The organism is Pseudomonas sp. CM27, assembly GCF_013179515.1.
Classification (GTDB): Bacteria; Pseudomonadota; Gammaproteobacteria; order Pseudomonadales; family Pseudomonadaceae; genus Aquipseudomonas.
This window is the reverse complement of sequence record NZ_JABMCN010000084.1, coordinates 1-21,053: the sequence shown is the minus strand read 5'-3', so window position 1 is coordinate 21,053 and position 21,053 is coordinate 1. Positions and strand designations below refer to the sequence as shown.

17 protein-coding genes are annotated in these 21,053 nt (G+C 64.2%); 13 read left to right on the top strand and 4 right to left on the bottom strand.

What is annotated here, in order from left to right; all coding sequences use genetic code 11:
• On the bottom strand, positions 1-855 hold an 855-nt coding region (locus HP547_RS12840; protein ID WP_172286474.1), incomplete at its 3' end, for an ammonium transporter.
• Between the two features lie 312 nt (positions 856-1,167).
• Between HP547_RS12840 and HP547_RS12835 the strand changes: the two genes are divergently transcribed.
• From HP547_RS12835 to dacB, 8 genes are all read left to right on the top strand, one after another.
• Complete coding sequence (locus tag HP547_RS12835) at positions 1,168-1,482, top strand: YqjD family protein (protein WP_172229135.1); 315 nt, start codon at positions 1,168-1,170, stop codon at positions 1,480-1,482.
• Between the two features lie 9 nt (positions 1,483-1,491).
• A complete protein-coding gene (locus HP547_RS12830) occupies positions 1,492-1,866 on the top strand; it encodes a phage holin family protein (protein WP_172229137.1) in 375 nt (124 codons plus the stop codon).
• Complete coding sequence (locus tag HP547_RS12825) at positions 1,863-2,192, top strand: hypothetical protein (RefSeq protein WP_172286473.1); 330 nt, start codon at positions 1,863-1,865, stop codon at positions 2,190-2,192. Before HP547_RS12830 ends, HP547_RS12825 begins: the two co-directional genes overlap by 4 nt.
• A 91-nt stretch (positions 2,193-2,283) precedes the next feature.
• Positions 2,284-3,615, top strand: a complete 1,332-nt coding sequence (locus HP547_RS12820; protein WP_172229141.1) for a deoxyguanosinetriphosphate triphosphohydrolase — start codon at positions 2,284-2,286, stop codon at positions 3,613-3,615.
• Positions 3,616-3,901: 286 nt separating this feature from the next.
• A complete protein-coding gene (locus tag HP547_RS12815) occupies positions 3,902-4,519 on the top strand; it encodes a response regulator transcription factor (protein ID WP_172286472.1) in 618 nt (205 codons plus the stop codon).
• 8 nt (positions 4,520-4,527) lie between these two features.
• Positions 4,528-8,157 (top strand): ATP-binding protein, encoded by a 3,630-nt coding sequence (locus HP547_RS12810; RefSeq protein ID WP_172286471.1) that lies wholly within the window; start codon positions 4,528-4,530, stop codon positions 8,155-8,157.
• A 41-nt stretch (positions 8,158-8,198) separates the two neighbouring features.
• Positions 8,199-8,543, top strand: a complete 345-nt coding sequence (locus HP547_RS12805) for a YggL family protein (RefSeq protein WP_172286470.1) — start codon at positions 8,199-8,201, stop codon at positions 8,541-8,543.
• Between the two features lie 200 nt (positions 8,544-8,743).
• Positions 8,744-10,201, top strand: a complete 1,458-nt coding sequence (dacB, locus tag HP547_RS12800; protein ID WP_172228269.1) for a D-alanyl-D-alanine carboxypeptidase/D-alanyl-D-alanine-endopeptidase — start codon at positions 8,744-8,746, stop codon at positions 10,199-10,201.
• Positions 10,202-10,269: 68 nt separating this feature from the next.
• Here the strand turns inward: dacB and HP547_RS12795 are convergent, their stop codons facing one another.
• Positions 10,270-12,654: a GGDEF domain-containing protein gene (locus HP547_RS12795; protein ID WP_172286469.1), complete on the bottom strand. Its 2,385-nt coding sequence runs from the start codon at positions 12,652-12,654 to the stop codon at positions 10,270-10,272.
• Between the two features lie 94 nt (positions 12,655-12,748).
• Positions 12,749-14,941: a bifunctional 23S rRNA (guanine(2069)-N(7))-methyltransferase RlmK/23S rRNA (guanine(2445)-N(2))-methyltransferase RlmL gene (rlmKL, locus tag HP547_RS12790; protein ID WP_172286468.1), complete on the bottom strand. Its 2,193-nt coding sequence runs from the start codon at positions 14,939-14,941 to the stop codon at positions 12,749-12,751.
• 560 nt (positions 14,942-15,501) lie between these two features.
• On the opposite strand from rlmKL, the gene rmf reads away from it, so the two are divergent.
• The gene (gene rmf, locus HP547_RS12785) at positions 15,502-15,717 is read left to right on the top strand and encodes a ribosome modulation factor (RefSeq protein WP_003248687.1); all 216 of its coding nucleotides are present in this window, start codon (positions 15,502-15,504) and stop codon (positions 15,715-15,717) included.
• A 97-nt stretch (positions 15,718-15,814) separates the two neighbouring features.
• On the opposite strand, the gene HP547_RS12780 is transcribed toward rmf, so the two are convergent.
• Complete coding sequence (locus HP547_RS12780; protein ID WP_172228292.1) at positions 15,815-16,840, bottom strand: quinone-dependent dihydroorotate dehydrogenase; 1,026 nt, start codon at positions 16,838-16,840, stop codon at positions 15,815-15,817.
• 146 nt (positions 16,841-16,986) lie between these two features.
• Here HP547_RS12780 and HP547_RS12775 point away from each other — a divergent pair, with 146 nt between their 5' ends.
• From HP547_RS12775 to HP547_RS12760, 4 genes are all read left to right on the top strand, one after another.
• Positions 16,987-18,201, top strand: coding sequence for an ABC transporter substrate-binding protein (locus HP547_RS12775; RefSeq protein ID WP_172286467.1), 1,215 nt, complete (start codon positions 16,987-16,989; stop codon positions 18,199-18,201).
• 11 nt (positions 18,202-18,212) lie between these two features.
• Positions 18,213-18,788 (top strand): ANTAR domain-containing response regulator, encoded by a 576-nt coding sequence (locus tag HP547_RS12770; RefSeq protein ID WP_172286466.1) that lies wholly within the window; start codon positions 18,213-18,215, stop codon positions 18,786-18,788.
• 194 nt (positions 18,789-18,982) lie between these two features.
• Positions 18,983-20,194, top strand: coding sequence for a NarK/NasA family nitrate transporter (locus HP547_RS12765; protein WP_172230826.1), 1,212 nt, complete (start codon positions 18,983-18,985; stop codon positions 20,192-20,194).
• Positions 20,195-20,203: 9 nt separating this feature from the next.
• Positions 20,204-21,053: PP2C family serine/threonine-protein phosphatase (locus tag HP547_RS12760; RefSeq protein ID WP_172286465.1), on the top strand; the 850-nt coding region annotated here is incomplete at its 3' end.

Sequence of the window (21,053 nt, the reverse complement as noted above, 5' to 3'; positions counted from 1 at the left end):
GCCGATCGGGTGCATCAGGTCGGAACCGGCGCAGATCGCTACCAACCCTGCCAGCGGCCCGTTATGCAAAAAGCCCGGGTCGTTACGCCCGGCCAGCAAAGCAGACAAAGTGCCGCCAACCATGGCCATCAGCGAGTTGATCGCGACCAGGCCGCTGACACCCTGCAGGGTCTGGGCGCTCATCACGTTGAACCCGAACCAGCCGATGATCAGGATCCACGACCCCAGCGCCAGGAAGGGAATGCTTGAAGGCGCAAACGCCACCAGCCGGCCGTCGCGGTAGCGCCCGCGGCGTGGGCCCAGCAGCAACACCGCCGCCAGCGCCAGCCAGCCGCCCATGGCATGCACCACCACGGAACCTGCAAAGTCATGGAACGGTGCTCCGAAACGTGCCTGCAACCAGGCCTGAAGGCCAAGGTTGCCGTTCCAGACCACACCCTCGAAGAAGGGATAGACGAACGCCACGATCAACGCCGTGGCACACAACTGCGGCACAAAGCGCGCCCGCTCGGCAATGCCCCCAGAGATGATCGCAGGGATTGCCGCAGCGAAGGTCAGCAGGAAGAAGCACTTGACCAGCGCATACCCATGGTCGGCAGCCAGCGTTGCCGCCGGCTGGAAAAAATTGACCCCATAGGCGATCCAGTAACCGATGAAGAAGTACACCAGCGCCGAGATGGCAAAGTCGCTGAGGATTTTCGACAAGGCGTTGACCTGGTTCTTGTGACGCACCGTGCCCACTTCGAGAAAGGCGAAGCCGGCATGCATGGCCAGCACCAGAATGGCGCCCATGAGAATGAACAGGGTATTGGAACCGTGGACCAGGGAGTCCGTCGCACTATGCATGTTTTCCATGAATCAGGCAGACCTGCTGAAAAGGCACCAGGACAGTTCAAGAACCTGCATCCATGCACCGATTCGGTGCCAGCCCCCTGCCCTGTTTCGGTGTGCCGGGCGGAGCCTGCGTGGTTTTTTCTTGGGTTTGTCGTGGATTGGGTTAAGGTTTATCGGAACCCGCTGCGCTGGCGCCCTGAATCGGCGCAAAAACCGCCTATGGCGCCCCGCAACGTGGCAAAGACTTAGCAAGGCCCATACCAGCATCGGCACTTGAACCTTCCGCGTGTGCTATCACTCGAACTACCAACACTCATCAACAGGGAGAGGCCCATGGCCAGCAAATCGGCAAAGACTGCTCAAGAGATATTGATGGCTGACTTCCAGGCCTTGGTGCGCGACACCGAGAGGCTGCTGGCCGACACCGCCAACCTGGCGGGCGACCAGGCAGACGAACTGCGCGGGCAGATCCACGACCGCCTGGCCCAGGCCCGCGAAACCCTGCAGCTGACCCAGGACTCGGTGCGTGAACGCGGCCAGGCGGCGCTGGGCAGCGCCGAGCAGTACGTGCAGGACAACCCGTGGCAGGCGATCGGAATCGCCGCCGGCGTCGGGCTGTTGATCGGCCTGATGGCTAACCGGCGCTGAGGGGATCCCATGGAGAATGACGCCAACGGCGCCAGCGCCTCGGGCAAGCGCCTGGGCGCGGCCGCGCTGGGGCTGCTGCACAGCCACATCGAACTGTTCGGCATCGAGTTGCAGGAGCAGAAAGGGCGCACCCTGAGCCTGCTGCTGTTCGCAGGCCTCGCCCTGGTTTTTGCCTTGCTGTTGCTTACCGCACTGTCCGGATTGTTGCTGGTGCTGCTGTGGGACAGCTATCGCCTGGCCGGCATCATCGGCCTGTGCGTGTTCTACGGGATGGCCGCGCTGTATTGCGGGATTCGCCTGAAAGCGGCGGTGTTCGACGAGTCGTCGCCGTTCGGCGCCACCCTCGAGGAACTCGCCAAGGACCGGGAGCGCCTGTTGCCATGAACCTGCCAGAACTACCCAACACACGTAACCCGCGCGAACTGCGCAAGGCGCTGCTGCGCCTGCGCATGGAAATGCACCGCCAGGAAATCCGGCATGAGTCCGGGCAACTGCTCGAGCCACTGCGCCGCGTGCGCGGCATGGGCAGCTCGCTGCAGGGCGGGCTGGGCATCAAGCATGCGCCGCTGTGGGGGATTGGCGCCATGGTGGCGCTGGGCTTCCTGACCGGCAAGGGTGTGCGCAGCGGCAACCTGACCCGTCTTGTACGCCTGGGCAGCAGCCTGCTGCCGCTGGTGCGCCTGTACCTGCAAGGCGACCGCCGGCCGTGACCTGAGCGCAGGGCCGCGTTGCGGCCCTTTCGCGAAACAAGGCCGCGCTTGCAGGATATGCTCTGCTCACCGACCTACCGGAGACCGCGCCTTGGAATGGAACACCCTGTTGACCCGCGAACGCCTGGGCAAAGCGTTGTACAGCGCCGATGAGCTCGGCCGCAGCCCTTTTCACAAAGACCACGACCGCATCATCTTCTCCGGAGCATTCCGCCGCCTCGGGCGCAAGACCCAGGTGCACCCGGTTTCCAGCAACGACCACATCCACACCCGCCTGACCCACTCGCTGGAAGTCAGTTGCGTTGGCCGCTCCCTGGGCATGCGCGTTGGCGAAACCTTGCGCGACAGCCTGCCGGACTGGTGCGCGCCCAGCGACCTGGGCATGATCGTGCAGTCGGCCTGCCTGGCCCACGACATCGGCAACCCGCCGTTCGGGCACTCGGGCGAGGACGCCATCCGCCACTGGTTCCAGCAGGCCGCCGGGCGCGGCTGGCTGGACGACATGAGCGACGACGAGCGGGCAGACTTCCTCAACTTCGAAGGCAACGCCCAGGGTTTTCGCGTACTCACCCAGCTGGAGTATCACCAGTTTGACGGCGGCACCCGGCTGACCTATGCCACCCTGGGCACCTATTTGAAGTACCCCTGGAGCGCTCGCCACGCCGACGCCTTGGGTTACAAGAAACACAAGTTCGGCAGCTACCAGAGCGAACTGCCCCTGCTGGAGCAGATCGCCCGCAAGCTCGGCCTGCCGCAGCTGGAGCCCCAGCGCTGGGCCCGCCACCCGCTGGTGTACCTGATGGAGGCTGCCGATGACATCTGCTACGCCTTGATCGACCTGGAAGACGGCCTGGAAATGGAGCTGCTGCAATACGCCGAAGTCGAAGCGTTGCTGCTGGACCTGGTCGGCGATGACCTGCCGGAAACCTACCGCCAGCTAGGTCCAAGGGACTCCCGTCGGCGCAAGCTGGCGATCCTGCGCGGCAAGGCCATCGAGCACCTGACCAACGCCGCCGCCCACGCCTTCGTCGAACAACAGCGGGCCTTGCTGGCCGGGCAGCTGGCGGGCGACCTGGTCGAGCACATGCACGGTCCGGCCAAGCGCTGCGTGCTGCAGGCCAAGGACATGGCGCGCAACAAGATCTTCCAGGACAAGCGCAAGACCCTGCACGAGATTGGTGCCTACACCACCCTGGAAATTCTGCTCAATACCTTCTGTGGTGCTGCACTGGAGCAGCACGGTGGGCGCAGCCCATCCTTCAAAAGCCGCCGGGTGCTGGACCTGATCGGCAACAATGCGCCGGACCCCCACGGTTCGCTGCACAGCGCCTTTCTGCGCATGATCGACTTCATTGCCGGCATGACCGATAGCTACGCCAGCGAAATGGCCCGGGAAATGACCGGGCGCTCCAGCCCGAGCTGAACCTGGCACGGGTGTGGCCTGGGCGTCGCTCGGCGCCGCACCCGTGCATTGCAGGAAACTTCCTACATATACAACGACCAAACTAAACAGCACGAATAAAAACCGCCGAAAAGTTACCAATCTCGCTCTGATATCGAATTGAACACGGCAATTTCGTAGTCTGTTTTGTTTTATCTTGTAAGCCATTTCCCATATGGGGCCAATAGCCCTTCCTCGTATGCCCGACGACTTCCAACTGCGATAAGGTGCTGCCTGCCACCCTCCATCGCCCGCAGGGAAGTTCAACATGCATTCAATATTTATTGTCGACGATCACCCCGTCATCCGCCTGGCTGTCCGTATGTTGCTGGAAAACCAGAACTACAAGGTCGTCGGCGAATCGGACAACGGCGTAGACGCCATGCAGATGATTCGCGAAACCGCCCCTGACCTGGTCATCCTCGACATCAGCATTCCCAAGCTGGACGGGCTGGAGGTGCTTTCCCGTTTCCAGGCCATGGCTTTGCCACTGAAAGTTCTGGTGCTGACTGCGCAGTCTCCCGAGTTGTTCGCCGTGCGTTGCATGCATTCGGGTGCCGCAGGCTTCGTGTGCAAGCAGGAAGACCTCAACGAACTGCTCAGTGCAATCAAGGCCGTGCTGGCCGGCTACAACTACTTCCCCAGCCAGGCAATCAAGCACAACCAGGCAGTTGATGCCGACCTGCAACTCTTTCGCCAGGTGAATGACCGCGAACTGATGGTGTTGCAACTTTTTGCGCAGGGTCGCTGCAACAAGGATATTGCCAAGGGCATGTTCCTCAGCAGCAAGACCGTCAGTACCTACAAGAAGCGCCTCATGCACAAACTCAAGGTCAATACGCTGGTCGACCTGATCGACATGGCCAAACGCAACGCGCTGGTCTGAGCATGGTCATGCCCCGCCCTGGCGCCCGCCTGCTGCTCGCCCTGCTGCTGTGCAGTGGCGTGGTACAGGCGACTCATCACGACACCTCCACCTACGCAGTGCTGGCACGCTCGACAGCCCGGCCGACACCGCCTGAGCTTACCCTCGAACAACGGCAGTGGCTGCAAAGCCGGCAGGAGCTGGTGCTGGGCACCTCGGCACCGGACTACCCGCCATTCGACATCACCAGTGGCGGGCGCGACTACCAGGGTCTTACCGCCGAGTATGCAAGCCTGATCGGCGCAGCCTTGCAGTTGCCGGTGCGGGTGCTGCGTTTCTCCAGCCGCCAGGCGGCGGTAGAGGCGCTGCGGCGCGGCGATATCGACCTGCTGGGCAGCGCCAACGGTTACGAAGCGGCCAGCGATGGCCTGGCGCTGTCGCAGCCCTATGCCATCGATCAACCAGTGCTGGTAACGCGTGAAGACGACAGCCGGGCGCTGGACATGGGCCTGAGCGGCATGCGCCTGGGTATGCTCTACCATTATCTGCCGGGGCAGGAAGTGCGCAGCACCTACCCCCAGGCCAGGCTGCAGGCTTTCGGTTCTTCCAGCGAGGCCCTGAGTGCCGTGGCATTCGGCCAGGCCGACGTGTTCATCGGCGACACCATCTCCACTCACTACCAGCTCAGCCGCGGCCACCTGCCCCGCCTGCGCATGGCCAACTTCAGCAAGCACGAGGCCATCGGCTTCGGTTTTGCCTTGCGCCAGCAGGACACACTGCTGCTGGAACTGGTGAATGCCACCCTGGACAGCCAGACCCAGGCCGTGCACGCCAGTATCTTCAAACGCTGGAGCGCTGGCAGCGATCTGTTGCTGACCGACCGCAAACTGCAGTTGACCACCGCCGAGGCGCAGTGGCTCAAAGATCACCCGGTCATGCGCGTGGTGATCGATGATACGGCTGCGCCGCTGTCCTATTTCGATGGTTCAGGGCACTTTCGTGGCATCACTGCCGATCTGCTGGAGCTCATCCGCCTGCGCACCGGCTTGCGATTCGAGGTGCAGCGCGCCAGCGGCATCGCCGACATGCTCGCCCGGCTCAAGGATGGCCGCGCGGATGTCATCGCCGCGTTGGTCAGCGGCGGAGTGCCCGAGGGCGACCTGCAAATCAGCCGGCCTTATCTGGAAAGCGCCTACGTGCTGGTCAGCCGCGACGGCAGCAAGGCATTGGGCACACTGGAGCAGTTGCAGGGGCACCGCATCGCCATCACGCGCTACAGCGACATGGACGCCATGCTGTCCCGGGATTACCCGCAGATTGGCTGGGTCGAAACCGAAAGCGCGTTCTACTCCCTGGCGCTACTCAAGAGTGGCGCCGTGGATGGCGTCATCACCACCCTGATCGATGCCAACCATGCCTTGGCCGGCAACCCCGAGCTGGTCATCCGCACCACCGTCGGCAGCGAACCGGCGAACTTTGCCATGGCGACCAGCGCACCGTCACAGACCCTGGTGTCGATCCTCGACAAGGCCCTGCTGAGCATCTCGCCCGAAGAGCTGGGGGTGATCAACAACCGCTGGCGCGGCTTCGGCCTGCATGACGACGGTAACGGCCAGGGTTACAGTCGGCTGACGCTGCAGGTGGTGCTGGGTACGGCCGTGCTCCTGCTGCTGGCGCTGCTGTGGAACGCCCGGCTGCGCCTGCAGATTCGCCAGCGCCAACGCGCCGAACGCGCGCTGAACGACCAGCTCGCGTTCATGCGCGCGTTGCTCAATGGCACGCCTCACCCCATGTACGTGCGTGACCGCGAGGGCTGCCTGCAAAGCTGCAACTTCAGCTACCTGGAAGCCGTGCAGGCCCGCTCAGACGACATCATCGGCAAGCAGCTGGACGGCAGCCTGTTCGCCGACAGCGAACAGAGCCGGCAAATTCAGGCCGACTACCAGAAAGTCATGGCCGAGGGTTCGCCGCTGATCATGGACCGGCCACTCCGGATCAAGGGCCGGGACATGACCATCTACCACTGGATACTCCCCTACCGAGACTCGCTGGGTGAGGTGCGCGGCATCATCGGCGGCTGGATCGACATCAGCGAACGCCGCCAACTGGTTCTGGAGCTGCGCCAGGCCAAGCAGCAGGCCGACGATGCCAACCGCGCCAAAAGCACCTTCCTGGCCACCATCAGTCACGAAATCCGCACCCCGATGAATGCTGTCATCGGCATGCTCGAACTGGCGGTAAAACGCGCCGACCAGGGTAGGGTGGACCGCAGCGCACTGGAGCTCGCCCACCATTCGGCAAAGGACCTGCTGGGCCTGATAGGCGATATCCTCGATATCGTGCGCATCGAGTCCGGGCACTTGTCACTGGCGCCAGAGGCGGTCGACCTGGCCGCCCTGATTGAATCCGTAGGGCGGATTTTCGATGGCCAGGCGCGGCAGAAAGGCCTGGCCCTGGAAGTGACGATCACACCGGCCGCACGCTGCCACGCCTGGCTCGACCCGCTGCGCTTCAAGCAAGTGCTGTCCAACCTGGTGAGCAATGCCATCAAGTTCACCGAACATGGCGGAGTGCGCATCAGCGTCGACCTGCTGGCTGACGACACCGGCAAGCCCGCAGTGCTGGAGCTGGAAGTGCGCGACAGTGGCATCGGCATCCACGCCGATGACCTGCAGCGCCTGTTCAACCCGTTCATCCAGGCCAACCCGCACAGCCAGGGCGCCCGCGCGGGTACCGGGCTGGGCCTGGCGATCTGCCGCAACCTGTGCGAAATGATGGGTGGCAGCCTGAGCATCAAAAGCCTGGAGAGTGTCGGCACCCGGGTGCGCATGAAGATGCCGCTGCAGCAGGTTGATGCTGCAGCACCCACCCCGCTGCCTGAACACCTCGATGTACCCGACCCACGCCTGAACGTCCTGGTGATCGACGACCACCCGGCCAACCTGGAACTGATGGCGCAGCAGCTCGGCTACCTGAATCTGGAGCACACCTGCGCGCGCGATGGCCGCGAGGGCCTGGCCATCTGGCGGGCGGGCGACTTCGATGTGCTGGTGCTCGACTGCAACATGCCGCACATGAACGGTTATCAACTGGCGACCGCCGTGCGCACCGAAGAACGCCATGGCAAGCGTCTGCGCTGCACCATCCTTGGCTACACCGCCAACGCGCAGCCAGAAGTACACCGCAAGTGCTTGAGTGCGGGCATGGATGACTGCCTGCTCAAACCCATCAGCCTGAGCACCCTCAGCCAGCACCTGGCGGGCATTCGTCCGCGCCGGCAGAAAAAACTCAGCCGCACACCCTACAGCCTGGACGGCCTGGCCGCAGTCATCGGGCCTGCGCCAGCCGACCGCCAGCGCTTCCTGCTGGCGTTGCAACAGAGCCTGCAGGCCGACCTGGCCACCTTGATGGCGCTGCACCCGGAGCACGACGGCCCTGCGATTGCCGACCACGCCCACAAAGTGCTCAGCGCCGCGCGCATGCTGGAAGCCCCCCGCCTGATGGCGGCCTGCGATGCCTTGGCGGTCAGTGGCTTGCCCTGCGCCCAGCTGCGCCTGCGTCGCCAGTCTCTGGCGCGGCACATGTGCCGGGTGGAACGCGCACTGGCCAAGGAGCTGGCCGCAGCGACCTGCACTCAGGCAGGCAGCGAAGCGCGTTAGCTGGTAGACTGCGCGGCGTTATTACCTAAGAGGATTGTTTCATGGCCACAAACCGCTCCCGTCGTCTGCGCAAGAAGCTGTGTGTCGACGAGTTTCAGGAATTGGGCTTCGAGCTGAACCTGGAATTCAAGGAAGATCTGGATGACCAGGCAATCGATGCTTTCCTCGACGCGTTTCTGGCTGAAGCCATGGACGCCAACGGCCTGGACTATGTAGGCGGTGACGATTTCGGCCTGGTGTGCTCGGTCAAGCGCGGCTCGGTCAGCGAAGAGCAACGCGCTGCCGTTGAAGCCTGGCTCAAAGGTCGCAGCGAACTGACCAAAGTCGAGGTCAGCCCGCTGCTCGACGCCTGGTACCCGGAAAAGCCGATCAACAAGGCTGAGTAATACTCGCCTGGTTCAATCGGTAGAAGGCCACCCTCGCGGTGGCCTTTTTTATGCGCGGTGCTTTTTCAGGAAGGGCGCTTTTCCGTCGAACGTGGCGCATCATCGCTGCGCTTGGGGCATAATGCGTAGGCTTTCGTCGTGGGGCCATCATCTCATACAGCCCCAAGCCCATTCCCCTCGCCGCAGGGTATTTACTCGCTATGATCAAAACGCTTCGTCCCCTGATTCTTGCCGGCCTGCTGCTGCCACTTGCCTTGCCCAGCCAGGCCGCCGCCGTCAATACCACGCTCCCCGCCAAGGTCCAGCAGGCCCTCAAGGCCAACAAGTTGCAAGACACCGCCTTGTCACTGGTGATGCTGCCGCTGGACGGTCCCGGCACCGCGACCGTGTTCAATGCCGATGTTTCAGTGAACCCGGCTTCGACCATGAAACTGGTCACCACCTACGCCGCCCTCGAACTGCTGGGCCCGACCTTCCAGTGGAAAACCGAGTTCTACACCGACGGCACCCTGAGCAACGGCGTACTCAACGGCAACCTGTACCTCAAAGGTGGCGGTGACCCGAAACTGAACATGGAAAAACTGTGGCTGCTGATGCGTGACCTGCGCGCCAACGGCGTGCGCACCATCACCGGTGACCTGGTGCTGGATCGCAGTCATTTCGTGCAACCCAACCTGCCGCAGTTCAACGACGACGGCGGCGATGTTAACAAACCCTTTCTGGTCAAGCCCGACTCGCTGCTGGTCAACCTCAAGGCCCTGCGCTTCGTGGCCCGCAACGATGGCGGCAAAGTCACCATCGCGGTCGAGCCACCGATTGCCAGCATCCGCATCGACAACCAGGTCAAGGCAGTGGCGTCCAGGCAGTGTACCGGTGATGTGCGCTACAACCCGGTACCCCAGGCCGATGGCATCAGCGTGACGGTCAGCGGCCAGCTGGGTGACGGCTGCAATTCGCAGACCTACCTGTCGCTGCTCGACCACTCGACTTACGCTGCCGGTGCCGTCCGCGCAATCTGGAACGAGCTGGGTGGCAGCATCCAGGGTGGTGACCGCGTCGAAAACGTTCCCAAGAGCGCTCGCTTGCTGGCCCGTGCCTTCTCGCCAGACCTGGTGGAAGTGATCCGCGACATCAACAAGTACAGCAACAACACCATGGCCCAGCAGTTGTTCCTCAGCCTGGGCGCGCAGTTCCGCACCGATGCCGATGGCGACGATGCCCGTGCCGCCCAGCGCGTGGTGCGCCAGTGGCTGGCGAAAAAAGGCATCACCGCGCCACACCTGGTGATGGAAAACGGCTCTGGCCTGTCGCGCGCCGAGCGGGTCAGCACCCGGGAAATGGCGGCGATGCTGCAGGCCGCCTGGAAAAGCCCCTACGCGGCAGAATTCATGAGCTCGATGCCACTGGTGGGCATGGACGGCACCATGCGCAAGCGCCTGAAGCGCACCGCCATGACCGGTGAAGGGCATATCAAGACCGGCACGCTGAACACCGTGCGGGCGATTGCCGGCTTCAGCCGTGACAGCAACGGCCATACCTGGGCGGTGGCGGCGATCCTCAACGACCCGAAACCGTGGGGCGCATCGCAAGTGCTGGACCAGGTGCTGCTGGACCTGTATCGCCAGCCGAAGCTGGCCGGCAGCACCGCTGCCAACTGATTGCACGGTTCGTCCCGGCGCTTGCGCGGCTAACGCCGCGAAGCGCCGGGACAGGCAAACCACAACTGTTACGCCGACTCGCCCTCCACCCGGTCCCGCCCGGCCTGCTTGGCCGCATACACCCCGGCATCGGCCCGTAGCAGCAACGCATCGGCGCCCTCCCCCGGCCGCCACCCCGCCACGCCAAAGCTCGCGGTGACCGTGCCCACCCCCTCCACCGACAGATTGCGCAGCCCTTGCCACAACTCCAGCGCCAGCAGCCGTGCCTGCTCGGCATCGCTGCCCGGGCACAGCACCATGAACTCCTCCCCCCCCAACCGGCAGAACACATCGGTGCGCCGCAAGCGCTGGCCGATGCGCTGACACAGGCTACGCAGCACCCGGTCGCCCACGGCATGGCCAAAGCGGTCATTGATACGCTTGAAGTGATCGATGTCGAGCATGATCACCGCCAGCGCCAGGCCATCGCGATCAGCCCGTTCCAGTTCCACCTTGAGCCGCTCCTGGAAGTAGCGGCGGTTATGAATGCCGGTCAGCGAGTCGGTAACCGACAGCGCCCGTAACTCCTCCTCCACGCCCTTGAGGTCGGAGATATCGGTGAGATAGCCGTGCCACAGGGTGCAGCCCTGCTCGCCCACCTCCGGTGTGGCCTCGCCACGCACCCAGCGCAGGCCGGCCCGTGGCAGGCAGACGCGGTATTCTTCCCGCCAGGGCGACAGGTGTTCGGCCGAGTACCAGACGGAACGGCGCACACGGTCCAGGTCATCGGGGTGAATACGCTCGAAAACCGGCGTGGCATCTTCGCGCAACTGCTGCAGATCGACTTCGTAGATGTCGTACAGGCCCATGCTCGCGTACGGAAAGCACGAGTGGCCGTCGGCATCCAGCCGATACTGGTAGATACCACCGGGTACCTCGGCACTGAGCTTTTCCAGCAAGCGGTCACGCGCGGCCAGCGCCTCATGCACCCGGCGCCGCTCGGTCACATCGATGCAAATGGCCAGGTAGCCAACCCACAAACCCTGCTCGTCAAGCATGGCGGTGACCAGCATGTTGGCCACCAGCTGACTGCCATCGGCGCGCAACAAGGTCCATTCGCCGGGTTCGCCGCCCTGCTCCCGAACCGTCTCGGCAAACATGGCTTGGCCGCCGGCAATGGGGCGACCAAAGCGCAGGCTCATGGCCTGCGCACGCAAGCTCAATTCCTCAGGGAGCACCAGGTTTTCAAGGCGCAACTGGCCGATCGCCGCGCTGGCCGGATAGCCGAGCATCTGCTCGGCACCGGCATTGAAGGTAGTGACCACGCCCTTGAGGTTGGTGGCGATGATGGCGACCTGGGTCGCAGCATCCAGCACGCTGCGCAGCTGGTTGTGGGTGCCACGCAGCGACTGCTCGCTGACCCGTAGCTCTGCGGTGCGCTGCTCGACGAGGGCCAGGGCACGCTGCCTCTGGCTGAACAGGCTGTACAGCAGGACACTGAGCAGCAGGCTCAACAGCCCGCCCAGCAGGCTGATTGCCAGCACCGCAGATGAACGATTGGCCTGTACGAACGCCAGGCTCGGTCGAATATTCAACTGGAATTGATGGTCAGCCAGGTGCAGCAGCCGGTTGCTGGCCAATGACAAACGCGCGACCTGGTTCTGCGAGTCGAACAGTACTTCGGGGCCTTGCAGCCCGGTCGGGTCGACAATAGTAACGACCAGATTGTCATCGGCCGCCACCGGCCGGCCATCACTGACCAGCTGCCGCATGCTCAACAAGGCCATCACATAGCCCGCTGCCGCGCCGTGGGGGTTGGCATCGGAAAACACCGGCGCAACCATCAGCAGGGCACGCGCATCCGAGGTGCCATCGAACAGGGCAATTGGCTCGGACACCGCCATGCTGTCCGGTCCTAGGGCACGTGCAAGGGCCGCCTGAGGAACACCTTGCCCGGCCAGGTCCAGACCAGGCGGCAATCCGGGCATTTCAGCCGGCTGGGTATACAGCACCGGGAAGTAATGGTCGCGCAGTGGCGCATCGCGCCACTGGCCTTGCGAGTCCTGGTCACGGATCGCATAGCCCGAGCCGGAATCGGCCAGGCGCTCGAACTCGGCCCGCTGCCCGGCTTCGACCCGCGGCGCCCAGGCATAGGCCAAGGTCCGGTGGAGCAATGGCCGGGCATAACCGTCGAATTCGCGCGGGGTAATTTCGTGGGAGAAGCTGAAGAACCGCCGCAGCCCGGCCAGGCGCTGCTGCTGTTCGTCAAAACGCTCGGCGATACGGCTGAAGCGTTCGCTGGCCAGCAGCTCGAAACGCTGGCGCAACTGCTGCTTGTATAAAGACTGCGCGGCAAGCGCCAGGGCGGCCGTCAACAAAGCGCCCGCTACCAGCGCCACCAGTGCGAGCGCCCAGGCGGACACCGCTTCTGTGCACAGGCCAGATAACCTCGCACGCACGCCATGCTTTGACATACACACATCTCGTCACGTCAGCGTCCTGCGGATTATCTTGCCCTGCCCTCAGTTATAGCTATTGGCCATCAGCCGCGCAATGTACCTCGTCGCCTCAGCGCAATTGCAGGCGCCAGGCCCGGTGGATACGGTTGTTGCGAGCGAAGTCCGGGTCCAGGGTCTGGGCTGTGATTTCCTCGACTGCGTAACGCGCCATCAGGTGCTCGTCCAGCTGGAACTTGCGGAAGTTGTTGGAGAAGTACAGCACGCCGCCCGGCTCCAGGCGGGCCATGGCCAGGTCCAGCAGTTGCACGTGGTCGCGCTGCACGTCGAACACGCCTTCCATACGCTTGGAGTTGGAGAAGGTTGGCGGGTCGATGAAGATCAGGTCGTAGCTGTCGCGGTTGCCTTCCAGCCAGGCCATCACATCGCTCTGCTCCAGGCGATTGCGCTCGGAGAAGCCATTGAGCGCCAGGTTGCGCCGCGCCCAGTCCAGGTAGGTTTTCGACAAGTCCACGCTGGTGGTGCTGCGCGCCCCGCCCTTGGCGGCATGCACGGTAGCCGTCGCGGTGTAGCAGAACAGGTTGAGGAAGCGCTTGCCGGCGGCTTCACGCTGGATGCGCATGCGCATCGGCCGGTGGTCGAGGAACAGCCCGGTGTCGAGGTAATCGGTGAGGTTGACCAGCAGCTTGACGCCACCTTCGCTCACTTCCTGGAAGCGGCCTTCAGTCGCCTGGCGCTCGTACTGGCGCGTACCGCTCTGCCGTTCGCGGCGCTTGAGCACCACACGCTGCGGCGAAATGACCAGCGCTTGCGGGATGGCCGCCAGCGCATCGAGCAGGCGCGCCTGGGCCTTTTCCGGGTCGATCGAACGTGGCGCGGCGTATTCCTGCACGTGCACCCAGTCATGGTACAGGTCGACTGCCAGGGCGTACTCCGGCATGTCGGCATCATACAGGCGGTAGCAGTCGACCTGCTCGCGACGGGCCCACTTGCCCAGTTGCTTGAGGTTTTTCTGCAGGCGGTTGGCGAACATCTGCGCGCCTTCCGACAAACGCGCCGGCTCGCTGGCCACAGCGGCCTGCTGGCGAGGTTCGCTGCCTTCAGGTTGGGCCTCGCGGCGCTCGCCGGTGACGAACTGGTCGGGCTGCACCTTGAACAGCAGCAGCTTGCACGGCAAGGCGCCGTTCCAGAACGCGTATTGCTTGTGGCTGCGAATGCCCATGCGCTTGCCCAGCTGAGGCGCGCCGGTGAACACCGCGGCCTCCCAGCCCATGCATGCCTGACGCAGGCGCTCGCCAAGGTTCTGGTAGAGATACAGCAGGCTGGCTTCGTCACCCAGGCGCTCGCCGTACGGTGGGTTGCTGATGACCAGACCTTTCTGGTTCTGGTCCGGGCGCGGCTCGAAGCTGCTGACTTCGCCCTGGTAGATTTTCACCCAGTCGCCCAGCCCGGCACGCTCGACGTTGTTGCGACCCGGCTGGATCAGCCGCGGATCGGCTTCGTAGCCACGGATCCACAGCGGCGGCCGGGCCAAGCCGGCCTGCGCCCGCGCCTGCGCCTCGTCATGCACCTTGCGCCACAGCGCTGGCACGTGACCAAGCCAGGCACTGAAGCCCCAGCGTTCACGCTTGAGGTTGGGGGCGATGTCGGCGGCGATCATCGCCGCTTCGACCAGGAAGGTACCCACGCCGCACATCGGGTCGGCCAGCGCGCCACCTTCGGCGGCGATACGTGGCCAGCCAGCACGGATCAGCACCGCCGCTGCCAGGTTTTCCTTCAGTGGCGCAGCACCTTGCTGCAGGCGGTAGCCACGCTGGTGCAGGCTGTGCCCCGACAGGTCGAGGGAGAGAATCGCCTCGCCACGGTCCAGGCGCAGGTGTACGCGCACGTCCGGGTCGATCTTTTCAACCGATGGGCGCAGGCCTTCGCGGTTGCGCAGCTTGTCGACGATGGCATCCTTGACCTTCAGCGCGCCGAAGTGGGTGTTGTCGATGCCCGAGCCGTGGCCGCTGAATTCCACCGCCAGGGTGCCGTCAGCCGCCAGGTGGTCGGCCCAGTCCAGCGCATTGACGCCATCGTAGAGGTCGTCGGCGTTCTTCATGGAGAAGCGCTTGAGCACCAGCAGCACGCGGTTGGCCAGGCGTGACCAGACGCACAGACGGTAGGCGGTTTCCATGTCGGCTTCGCCGCGAATGGCCGAGGTGTGCTCACGCACCTCCTCCAGGCCGAGGCTCCGGGCCTCTTCGGCGAGCAGGCCTTCCAGGCCTTTGGGGCAAGTGAGATAAAGTTCGAAACGGTCCGACATGAGTAATCCAGCGCCTTTGGGCTATTTGACTGACGGGGCGACGCATCGCCCCGCGATGTTTGCCCGCATGCCTTCCAGCAGGCGTGCGGGTGGCCTTTGCTGCACGCAAGCGTGCCTTGCAAGGCCGGGCCGCCTGACCGATCTGCGCTTGGCCCAGTGGCAAAGACAGCTTAGATCATCAGGCAGTATTAAAAATTCTGGCGATTACCGGGCCCATGTGACCCTTCGTCGCATTTCAAATTATTTCTGTCACACGCCAACTGCGCTGGCGAAATGACGTCAATGATCGGCAAACCCCGATCATAGCGGGCTCAACGCCAAACAAGGTTGAGTCGCATTTATTTACTTATCTCCTCACCCTCGGAAAGGTTACGTCCTTATGACAAATCGATCATTCACAGGGTGACTCGCATTCGTTAGAACTGGTCTCAGGCCGCTTCGCAACGAGGCGGCACCTTCAGCTCGCCACGCCGGCAGCGAGCGCAAACCGGCAGAAAGACTCTGCCCGGCCTCGGAGAGGCCGACGGGACATTACAGTCAACAAGTGAGGGCAACACCCTATGAGAAGACTTAAGCGTGATCCGTTGGAAAGAGCATATTCACGTGGCTACCAATACGGGGTCACCGGCAAATCCCGCGAACTTTGCCCCTTCAATCTTCCTTCTGTTCGCCAAGCCTGGATCAACGGCTGGCGTGAAGGTCGCGGTGATAACTGGGACGGAATGACTGGCACCGCTGGCATCCATAGACTCAACGAAAATCACGCCGTTGGCTGATCGAGGACACTGAATTCGAGTTACCATGCGCGCCCCATCCGGGCGGCGGGCTACGGCCCAGGGGCCCCTTGATGGGGCCCTTTTTCATGCCTGCCGTTCAGGCCTTCGGTAGCGCCGCAATGGCATCCACCGACTCGCGAATCAGCGACGGCCCCTTGTAGATGAAGCCCGAGTAGATCTGCACCAGGCTCGCCCCGGCAGCGATTTTCTCGGCGGCATGGCGGCCTTCGGTAATACCGCCGGCAGCGATGATCGGCAACTTGCCGCCCAGCTCCCCCGCCAGCACCTTGACGATGTGCGTGCTCTTCTCCAGCACTGGCGCGCCCGACAGGCCGCCCGCCTCGCCACCATACGGCAGCGCTTCGACACCTTCACGGCCCAGCGTGGTGTTGGTGGCAATCACCCCGTCCATGCCCGATTCCATCAGTGCGGCGGCCACCAGGGCGGTTTCTTCATCGCTCATGTCAGGGGCAATCTTGATCGCCAGCGGCACGCGCTTGCCATGACTGACGGCCAGCTGCTCGCGGCGCTCGGCCAGGGCATCGAGCAACTGCTTGAGCGAGTCGCCGAACTGCAGGCTGCGCAGGCCGGGGGTGTTGGGCGAACTGACATTGACCGTGACATAGCTGGCGGCGCTATACACTTTGTCCAGGCAGATCAGGTAGTCATCGACGGCGCGCTCCACCGGGGTATCGAAGTTCTTGCCGATGTTGATGCCCAGTACACCGCTGTAGCGCGAAGCACGCACGCGGCCGAGCAGGTGATCGACACCCAGGTTGTTGAAGCCCATGCGGTTGATGATGGCCGTCGCTTCCGGCAGGCGGAACAGCCGCGGCTTGGGGTTGCCCGGCTGTGGCCGCGGGGTGACCGTGCCGATTTCGACAAAGCCGAAGCCCAGCTGGGCGAACCCGTCGATGGCCGCGCCGTTCTTGTCCAGACCTGCCGCCAGGCCCACCGGGTTGGCGAAGTTCAAGCCCATGACCGTGACCGGCAATGCCGCAGGCTGCTTGCACAGCACACCGTTGAGGCCAAGACGGCCACCGGCGCCGATCAGGTCCAGGGACAGGTCGTGGGAGGTTTCCGGGGAAAGCTTGAACAGCAGCTGGCGGGCCAGGGTATACATGGGCGGGCAAGGCTCAGGGTGAGTGAGGGGGCGATTATAGCCAGCGAGGGGCTGGCAGGACAGTAAATCATGGCCTGCCTTGCAAGCCCTGGCACATGCGTTGCACCTGCAAGGCCACAGCCTTCTCAGTACGGGCGAGGAACCTTGTGAATACTGTACCCCGAGCAACCCCGCTGGCCTGGGCCAAAGGCAGTGACACGCCGGAGAAACCCAGCCTGAACATCGGCTACATGGCCCTGACCGACTGCGCCTCGGTGGTGGTGGCCGCCACCCAGGGCTTCGCCCAGCAATACGGCCTTACCCTCAACCTCAGGCGCCAGGGCTCCTGGGCCGGGCTGCGCGACAAGCTGGTCAGTGGCGAACTGGACGCCGCGCACTGCCTGTACGGCCTGGTCTATGCCGTACACCTGGGCATCGGCGGCGCACCGGCCAGCGACATGGCGGTGCTCATGGGGCTGAACCAGAACGCACAGGCCATCAACCTGTCGCCTGCCCTGCAGCGCAAGGGCGTGACCAGTCCTGAAGCATTGGCGCAGCGGGTGCACCAACAGGGCGCGCGCCTGACCTTTGCCCAGACATTCCCCACTGGCACCCACGCCATGTGGCTGTATTACTGGCTGGCCAGCCAAGGCATTCACCCGCTGCACGATGTCGACAGCGTGGTGGTACCGCCAGCGCAGATGGCCGCGCACATCGAGGCCGGCCGCATCGACGGCTTTTGCGTCGGCGAACCTTGGGCTGCCGATGCAGTCGCCCGGGGCCAGGGTTTCACCCTGGCCACCAGCCAGTCGATCTGGCCGGACCACCCGGAAAAGGTTCTGGCCTGTGCCCGCGGCTTCGCCGAGCGCTACCCCAATAGCGCGCGCGCACTGATCAAGGCGGTACTTGCTGCCAGCCGGTTCATCGAGCAGAGCCCGGAAAACCGCCGCAGCACCGCACAACTGCTCAGCGGCAGCGCCTACCTGGACACCCCCGTGGAAAGCATCGAACCCCGCCTGCTCGGCCACTACCAGGATGGCCTGGGCAACCACTGGCAAGACCCGCATGCGTTGCGCCTGTTCGACCATGGCCGGGCCAACCTGCCATACCTGTCCGACGGCATGTGGTTCATGACCCAGTTCCGCCGCTGGGGCCTGCTGCGCGAAGACCCCGACTACCTTGGCGTGGCCCGTCAGGTACAGCAACTGGCGCTGTACCGCGAGGCCGCGCAAAGCCTGGGCGTGGCCTGCCCTTCGCAGGTACTGCGCAGCAGCCTGCTGATCGACGGCACCCGCTGGGACGGCAGCGACCCCCACGGCTATGCCCGCAGCTTCAGCCTGCACGCACTGGGCGACCTGCCCGATGCGCGCGCCGGTGTATGAGGGGGACGACCATGTTGCGCATCCTGCTGATCGACGACACCACAAGCAAGCTCGGCCGCCTCAAGGCGGCGCTGAGCGAGGCCGGGTTCGAGGTTACCGAAGCCCCAGGCCTGACCATCGACCTGCCCGCCTGCGTCGCAACGGTGCGCCCCGACGTGGTGCTGATCGACACTGACTCCCCGGACCGCGATGTGATGGAACAGGTGGTGCTGGTCAGCCGCGACCAGCCCAGGCCGATCGTGCTGTTTACTGACGAGCACGACCCGCAGGTGATGCGCCAGGCGATCCAGGCGGGGGTCAGCGCCTATATCGTCGAAGGCATCCATGCGGCGCGGCTGCAGCCGATCCTGGATGTGGCCATGGCCCGTTTCGAAAGTGACCACGCGCTGAGGGCCCAGTTGCTGGCGCGCGACCAGCAACTGGCCGAGCGCAAGCGGATCGAGCAGGCCAAGGGCTTGCTGATGAAAATGAAAGACTGCAATGAAGAGCAGGCCTACACCCTGATGAGGCGCCAGGCCATGAGCCGGCAGCAGAAGCTGGTGCAGGTGGCGGAGCAGATCATTGCGATGCATGAGATGTTGGGGTAGAGCATTAGATGTCGCAAAAATCCGTAGGCGAGCACACGCGAAAAGTTGGCCCATCTCTTGCTCGATAACCCTCACCGGTAACCAACGGCGGTTGCCCCACCTGATCCCGACAAAGACGTCGCTCTCCCCTCCATCCCCCTGGAGCGGGTAGCGGCGTCTTTTTCGTTCCGTTGCATTGCCGAGTGAGGTGTTCGATGAGTACCAGCTTCTGGAAATCCGGGCATGTGCCCACGCTGTTCGCCGCGTTCCTGTACTTCGATCTCAGCTTCATGGTCTGGTACCTGCTGGGCCCGTTGGCGGTGCAGATTGCCGCCGACCTGCAACTGAGTGCACAACAACGGGGCCTGATGGTCGCTACGCCGATACTGGCCGGGGCGATCCTGCGCTTCGCCATGGGCGTGCTGGTCGACCGCCTGTCACCCAAGACCGCCGGGCTGATCGGCCAGGTGGTGGTCATCGTCGCCCTGGCTGCAGCCTGGCACCTGGGCGTGCACAGCTACGAGCAGGCGCTGCTGCTGGGCGTGTTCCTTGGCTTTGCCGGTGCCTCGTTCGCCGTGTCGCTGCCGCTGGCTTCACAGTGGTACCCGCCGCAACACCAGGGCAAGGCCATGGGCATCGCCGGTGCCGGCAACTCCGGCACAGTGTTCGCGGCGCTGCTGGCCCCGGTACTGGCTGCAGGCTTTGGCTGGAACAATGTGTTCGGCTTTGCACTCATCCCGCTGGCAATCGCGTTCGTGGTGTTCGCCCTGCTGGCGCGCAACGCCCCGCAACGGCCCAGGCCGAAAGCGGTGGCCGATTACCTGAAGGCCTTGGGCGACCGTGACAGCTGGTGGTTCATGTTCTTCTACAGTGTCACTTTCGGCGGCTTCATCGGCCTGGCCAGCGCCCTGCCCGGCTATTTCAGCGACCAGTACGGCCTGAGTCCGGTTACTGCCGGTTACTACACCGCCGCCTGCGTGTTCGCCGGCAGCCTGATGCGCCCGCTCGGTGGCGCCCTGGCCGACCGCTTTGGCGGCATCCGCACGCTGCTGGGCATGTACGGCGTGGCGGCCATCTGCATCGCCGCAGTCGGCTTCAACCTGCCTAGCGCGGCCGCTGCATTGGCGCTGTTCATCAGTGCAATGCTCGGCCTGGGCGCCGGCAACGGCGCGGTATTCCAGCTGGTACCGCAGCGCTTTCGCCAGGAGATCGGGGTGATGACCGGGCTGATCGGCATGGCCGGCGGCATCGGCGGCTTCCTCCTGGCCGCGGGGCTTGGCACCATCAAGCAGCACACCGGTGACTACCAGCTGGCGCTGTGGCTGTTCGCCAGCCTGGGCCTGCTGGCCTGGTTCGGCCTGCATGGGGTGAAACAGCGCTGGCGTACCACCTGGGGTTCGGCTGCGGTTACCGCAGCACGGGTCTGAGGCACGCCGATGAATCTGCAACTGAGCTTTGCCCAGGCCAGCGCCACCGGCCCGCGCGCGGAAAACCAGGACGCCCTGCGCCTGGTAACCCCGGCGCCGGAGCTGGCTGCCAGCAAAGGCTACCTGTTCGCCCTCGCCGACGGTGTCAGCCAATGCGCCGACGGCGGCCTGGCTGCACGCGCCACCCTACAGGCGCTGGCCCTGGATTATTACGCCACCCCGGCCACCTGGAGCGTGGCCCAGGCACTGGACCGCCTGCTGCTGGCACAGAACCGCTGGCTGCGTGCCCAGGGCAGCGGCCAGCCACTGCTCACCACGCTCAGTGCGCTGGTGTTGCGTGGCCGGCGCTTCACCTTGGCCCATGTCGGCGACTGCCGCGCATACCGCTGGCACGCCGGGCACTTGCAGTGTCTGAGCGAAGACCATGTGTGGGACCAACCCGGCATGCAGCATGTGCTGAAACGCGCGCTGGGCCTGGACCAACACCTGCTGGTGGATTACCTGGAGGGCGAACTGCAGCCGGGCGAGTGCTTTCTGTTGCTCAGCGACGGCGTCTGGGCCAGCCTGGGCGACCAGCACATCCAGGCGGTGCTGCGCGAACAACCCGACCTGCAAGTGGCCGTCGACACCCTGGTCGCCAGCGCACTCCTCAATGGCAGCCAGGACAACGCCAGTGCCTTGCTGGTGCAGGTCGAACAGTTGGGCACCAGCAACCTGGGCGATACCCTGGCGCAACTGCAGCAATGGCCGCTGCCGGGCCCTCTGCGCGGAGGCCAGGTGATCGACGGCTGGGGCGTTGAGCAACTGCTCGCGCACAGCCACCAGTCACTGCTGTACCGGGTACGTGACGGCCAAGGGC

Coding starts and splice junctions, on each gene's coding strand:
- HP547_RS12835 (WP_172229135.1), top strand. CDS start 1,168: ATGGCCAGCAAATCGGCAAAGACTGCTCAAGAGATATTGATGGCTGAC.
- HP547_RS12830 (WP_172229137.1), top strand. CDS start 1,492: ATGGAGAATGACGCCAACGGCGCCAGCGCCTCGGGCAAGCGCCTGGGC.
- HP547_RS12825 (WP_172286473.1), top strand. CDS start 1,863: ATGAACCTGCCAGAACTACCCAACACACGTAACCCGCGCGAACTGCGC.
- HP547_RS12815 (WP_172286472.1), top strand. CDS start 3,902: ATGCATTCAATATTTATTGTCGACGATCACCCCGTCATCCGCCTGGCT.
- HP547_RS12810 (WP_172286471.1), top strand. CDS start 4,528: ATGCCCCGCCCTGGCGCCCGCCTGCTGCTCGCCCTGCTGCTGTGCAGT.
- HP547_RS12805 (WP_172286470.1), top strand. CDS start 8,199: ATGGCCACAAACCGCTCCCGTCGTCTGCGCAAGAAGCTGTGTGTCGAC.
- dacB (WP_172228269.1), top strand. CDS start 8,744: ATGATCAAAACGCTTCGTCCCCTGATTCTTGCCGGCCTGCTGCTGCCA.
- HP547_RS12795 (WP_172286469.1), bottom strand. CDS start 12,654: ATGTCAAAGCATGGCGTGCGTGCGAGGTTATCTGGCCTGTGCACAGAA.
- rlmKL (WP_172286468.1), bottom strand. CDS start 14,941: ATGTCGGACCGTTTCGAACTTTATCTCACTTGCCCCAAAGGCCTGGAA.
- rmf (WP_003248687.1), top strand. CDS start 15,502: ATGAGAAGACTTAAGCGTGATCCGTTGGAAAGAGCATATTCACGTGGC.
- HP547_RS12780 (WP_172228292.1), bottom strand. CDS start 16,840: ATGTATACCCTGGCCCGCCAGCTGCTGTTCAAGCTTTCCCCGGAAACC.
- HP547_RS12770 (WP_172286466.1), top strand. CDS start 18,213: ATGTTGCGCATCCTGCTGATCGACGACACCACAAGCAAGCTCGGCCGC.
- HP547_RS12765 (WP_172230826.1), top strand. CDS start 18,983: ATGAGTACCAGCTTCTGGAAATCCGGGCATGTGCCCACGCTGTTCGCC.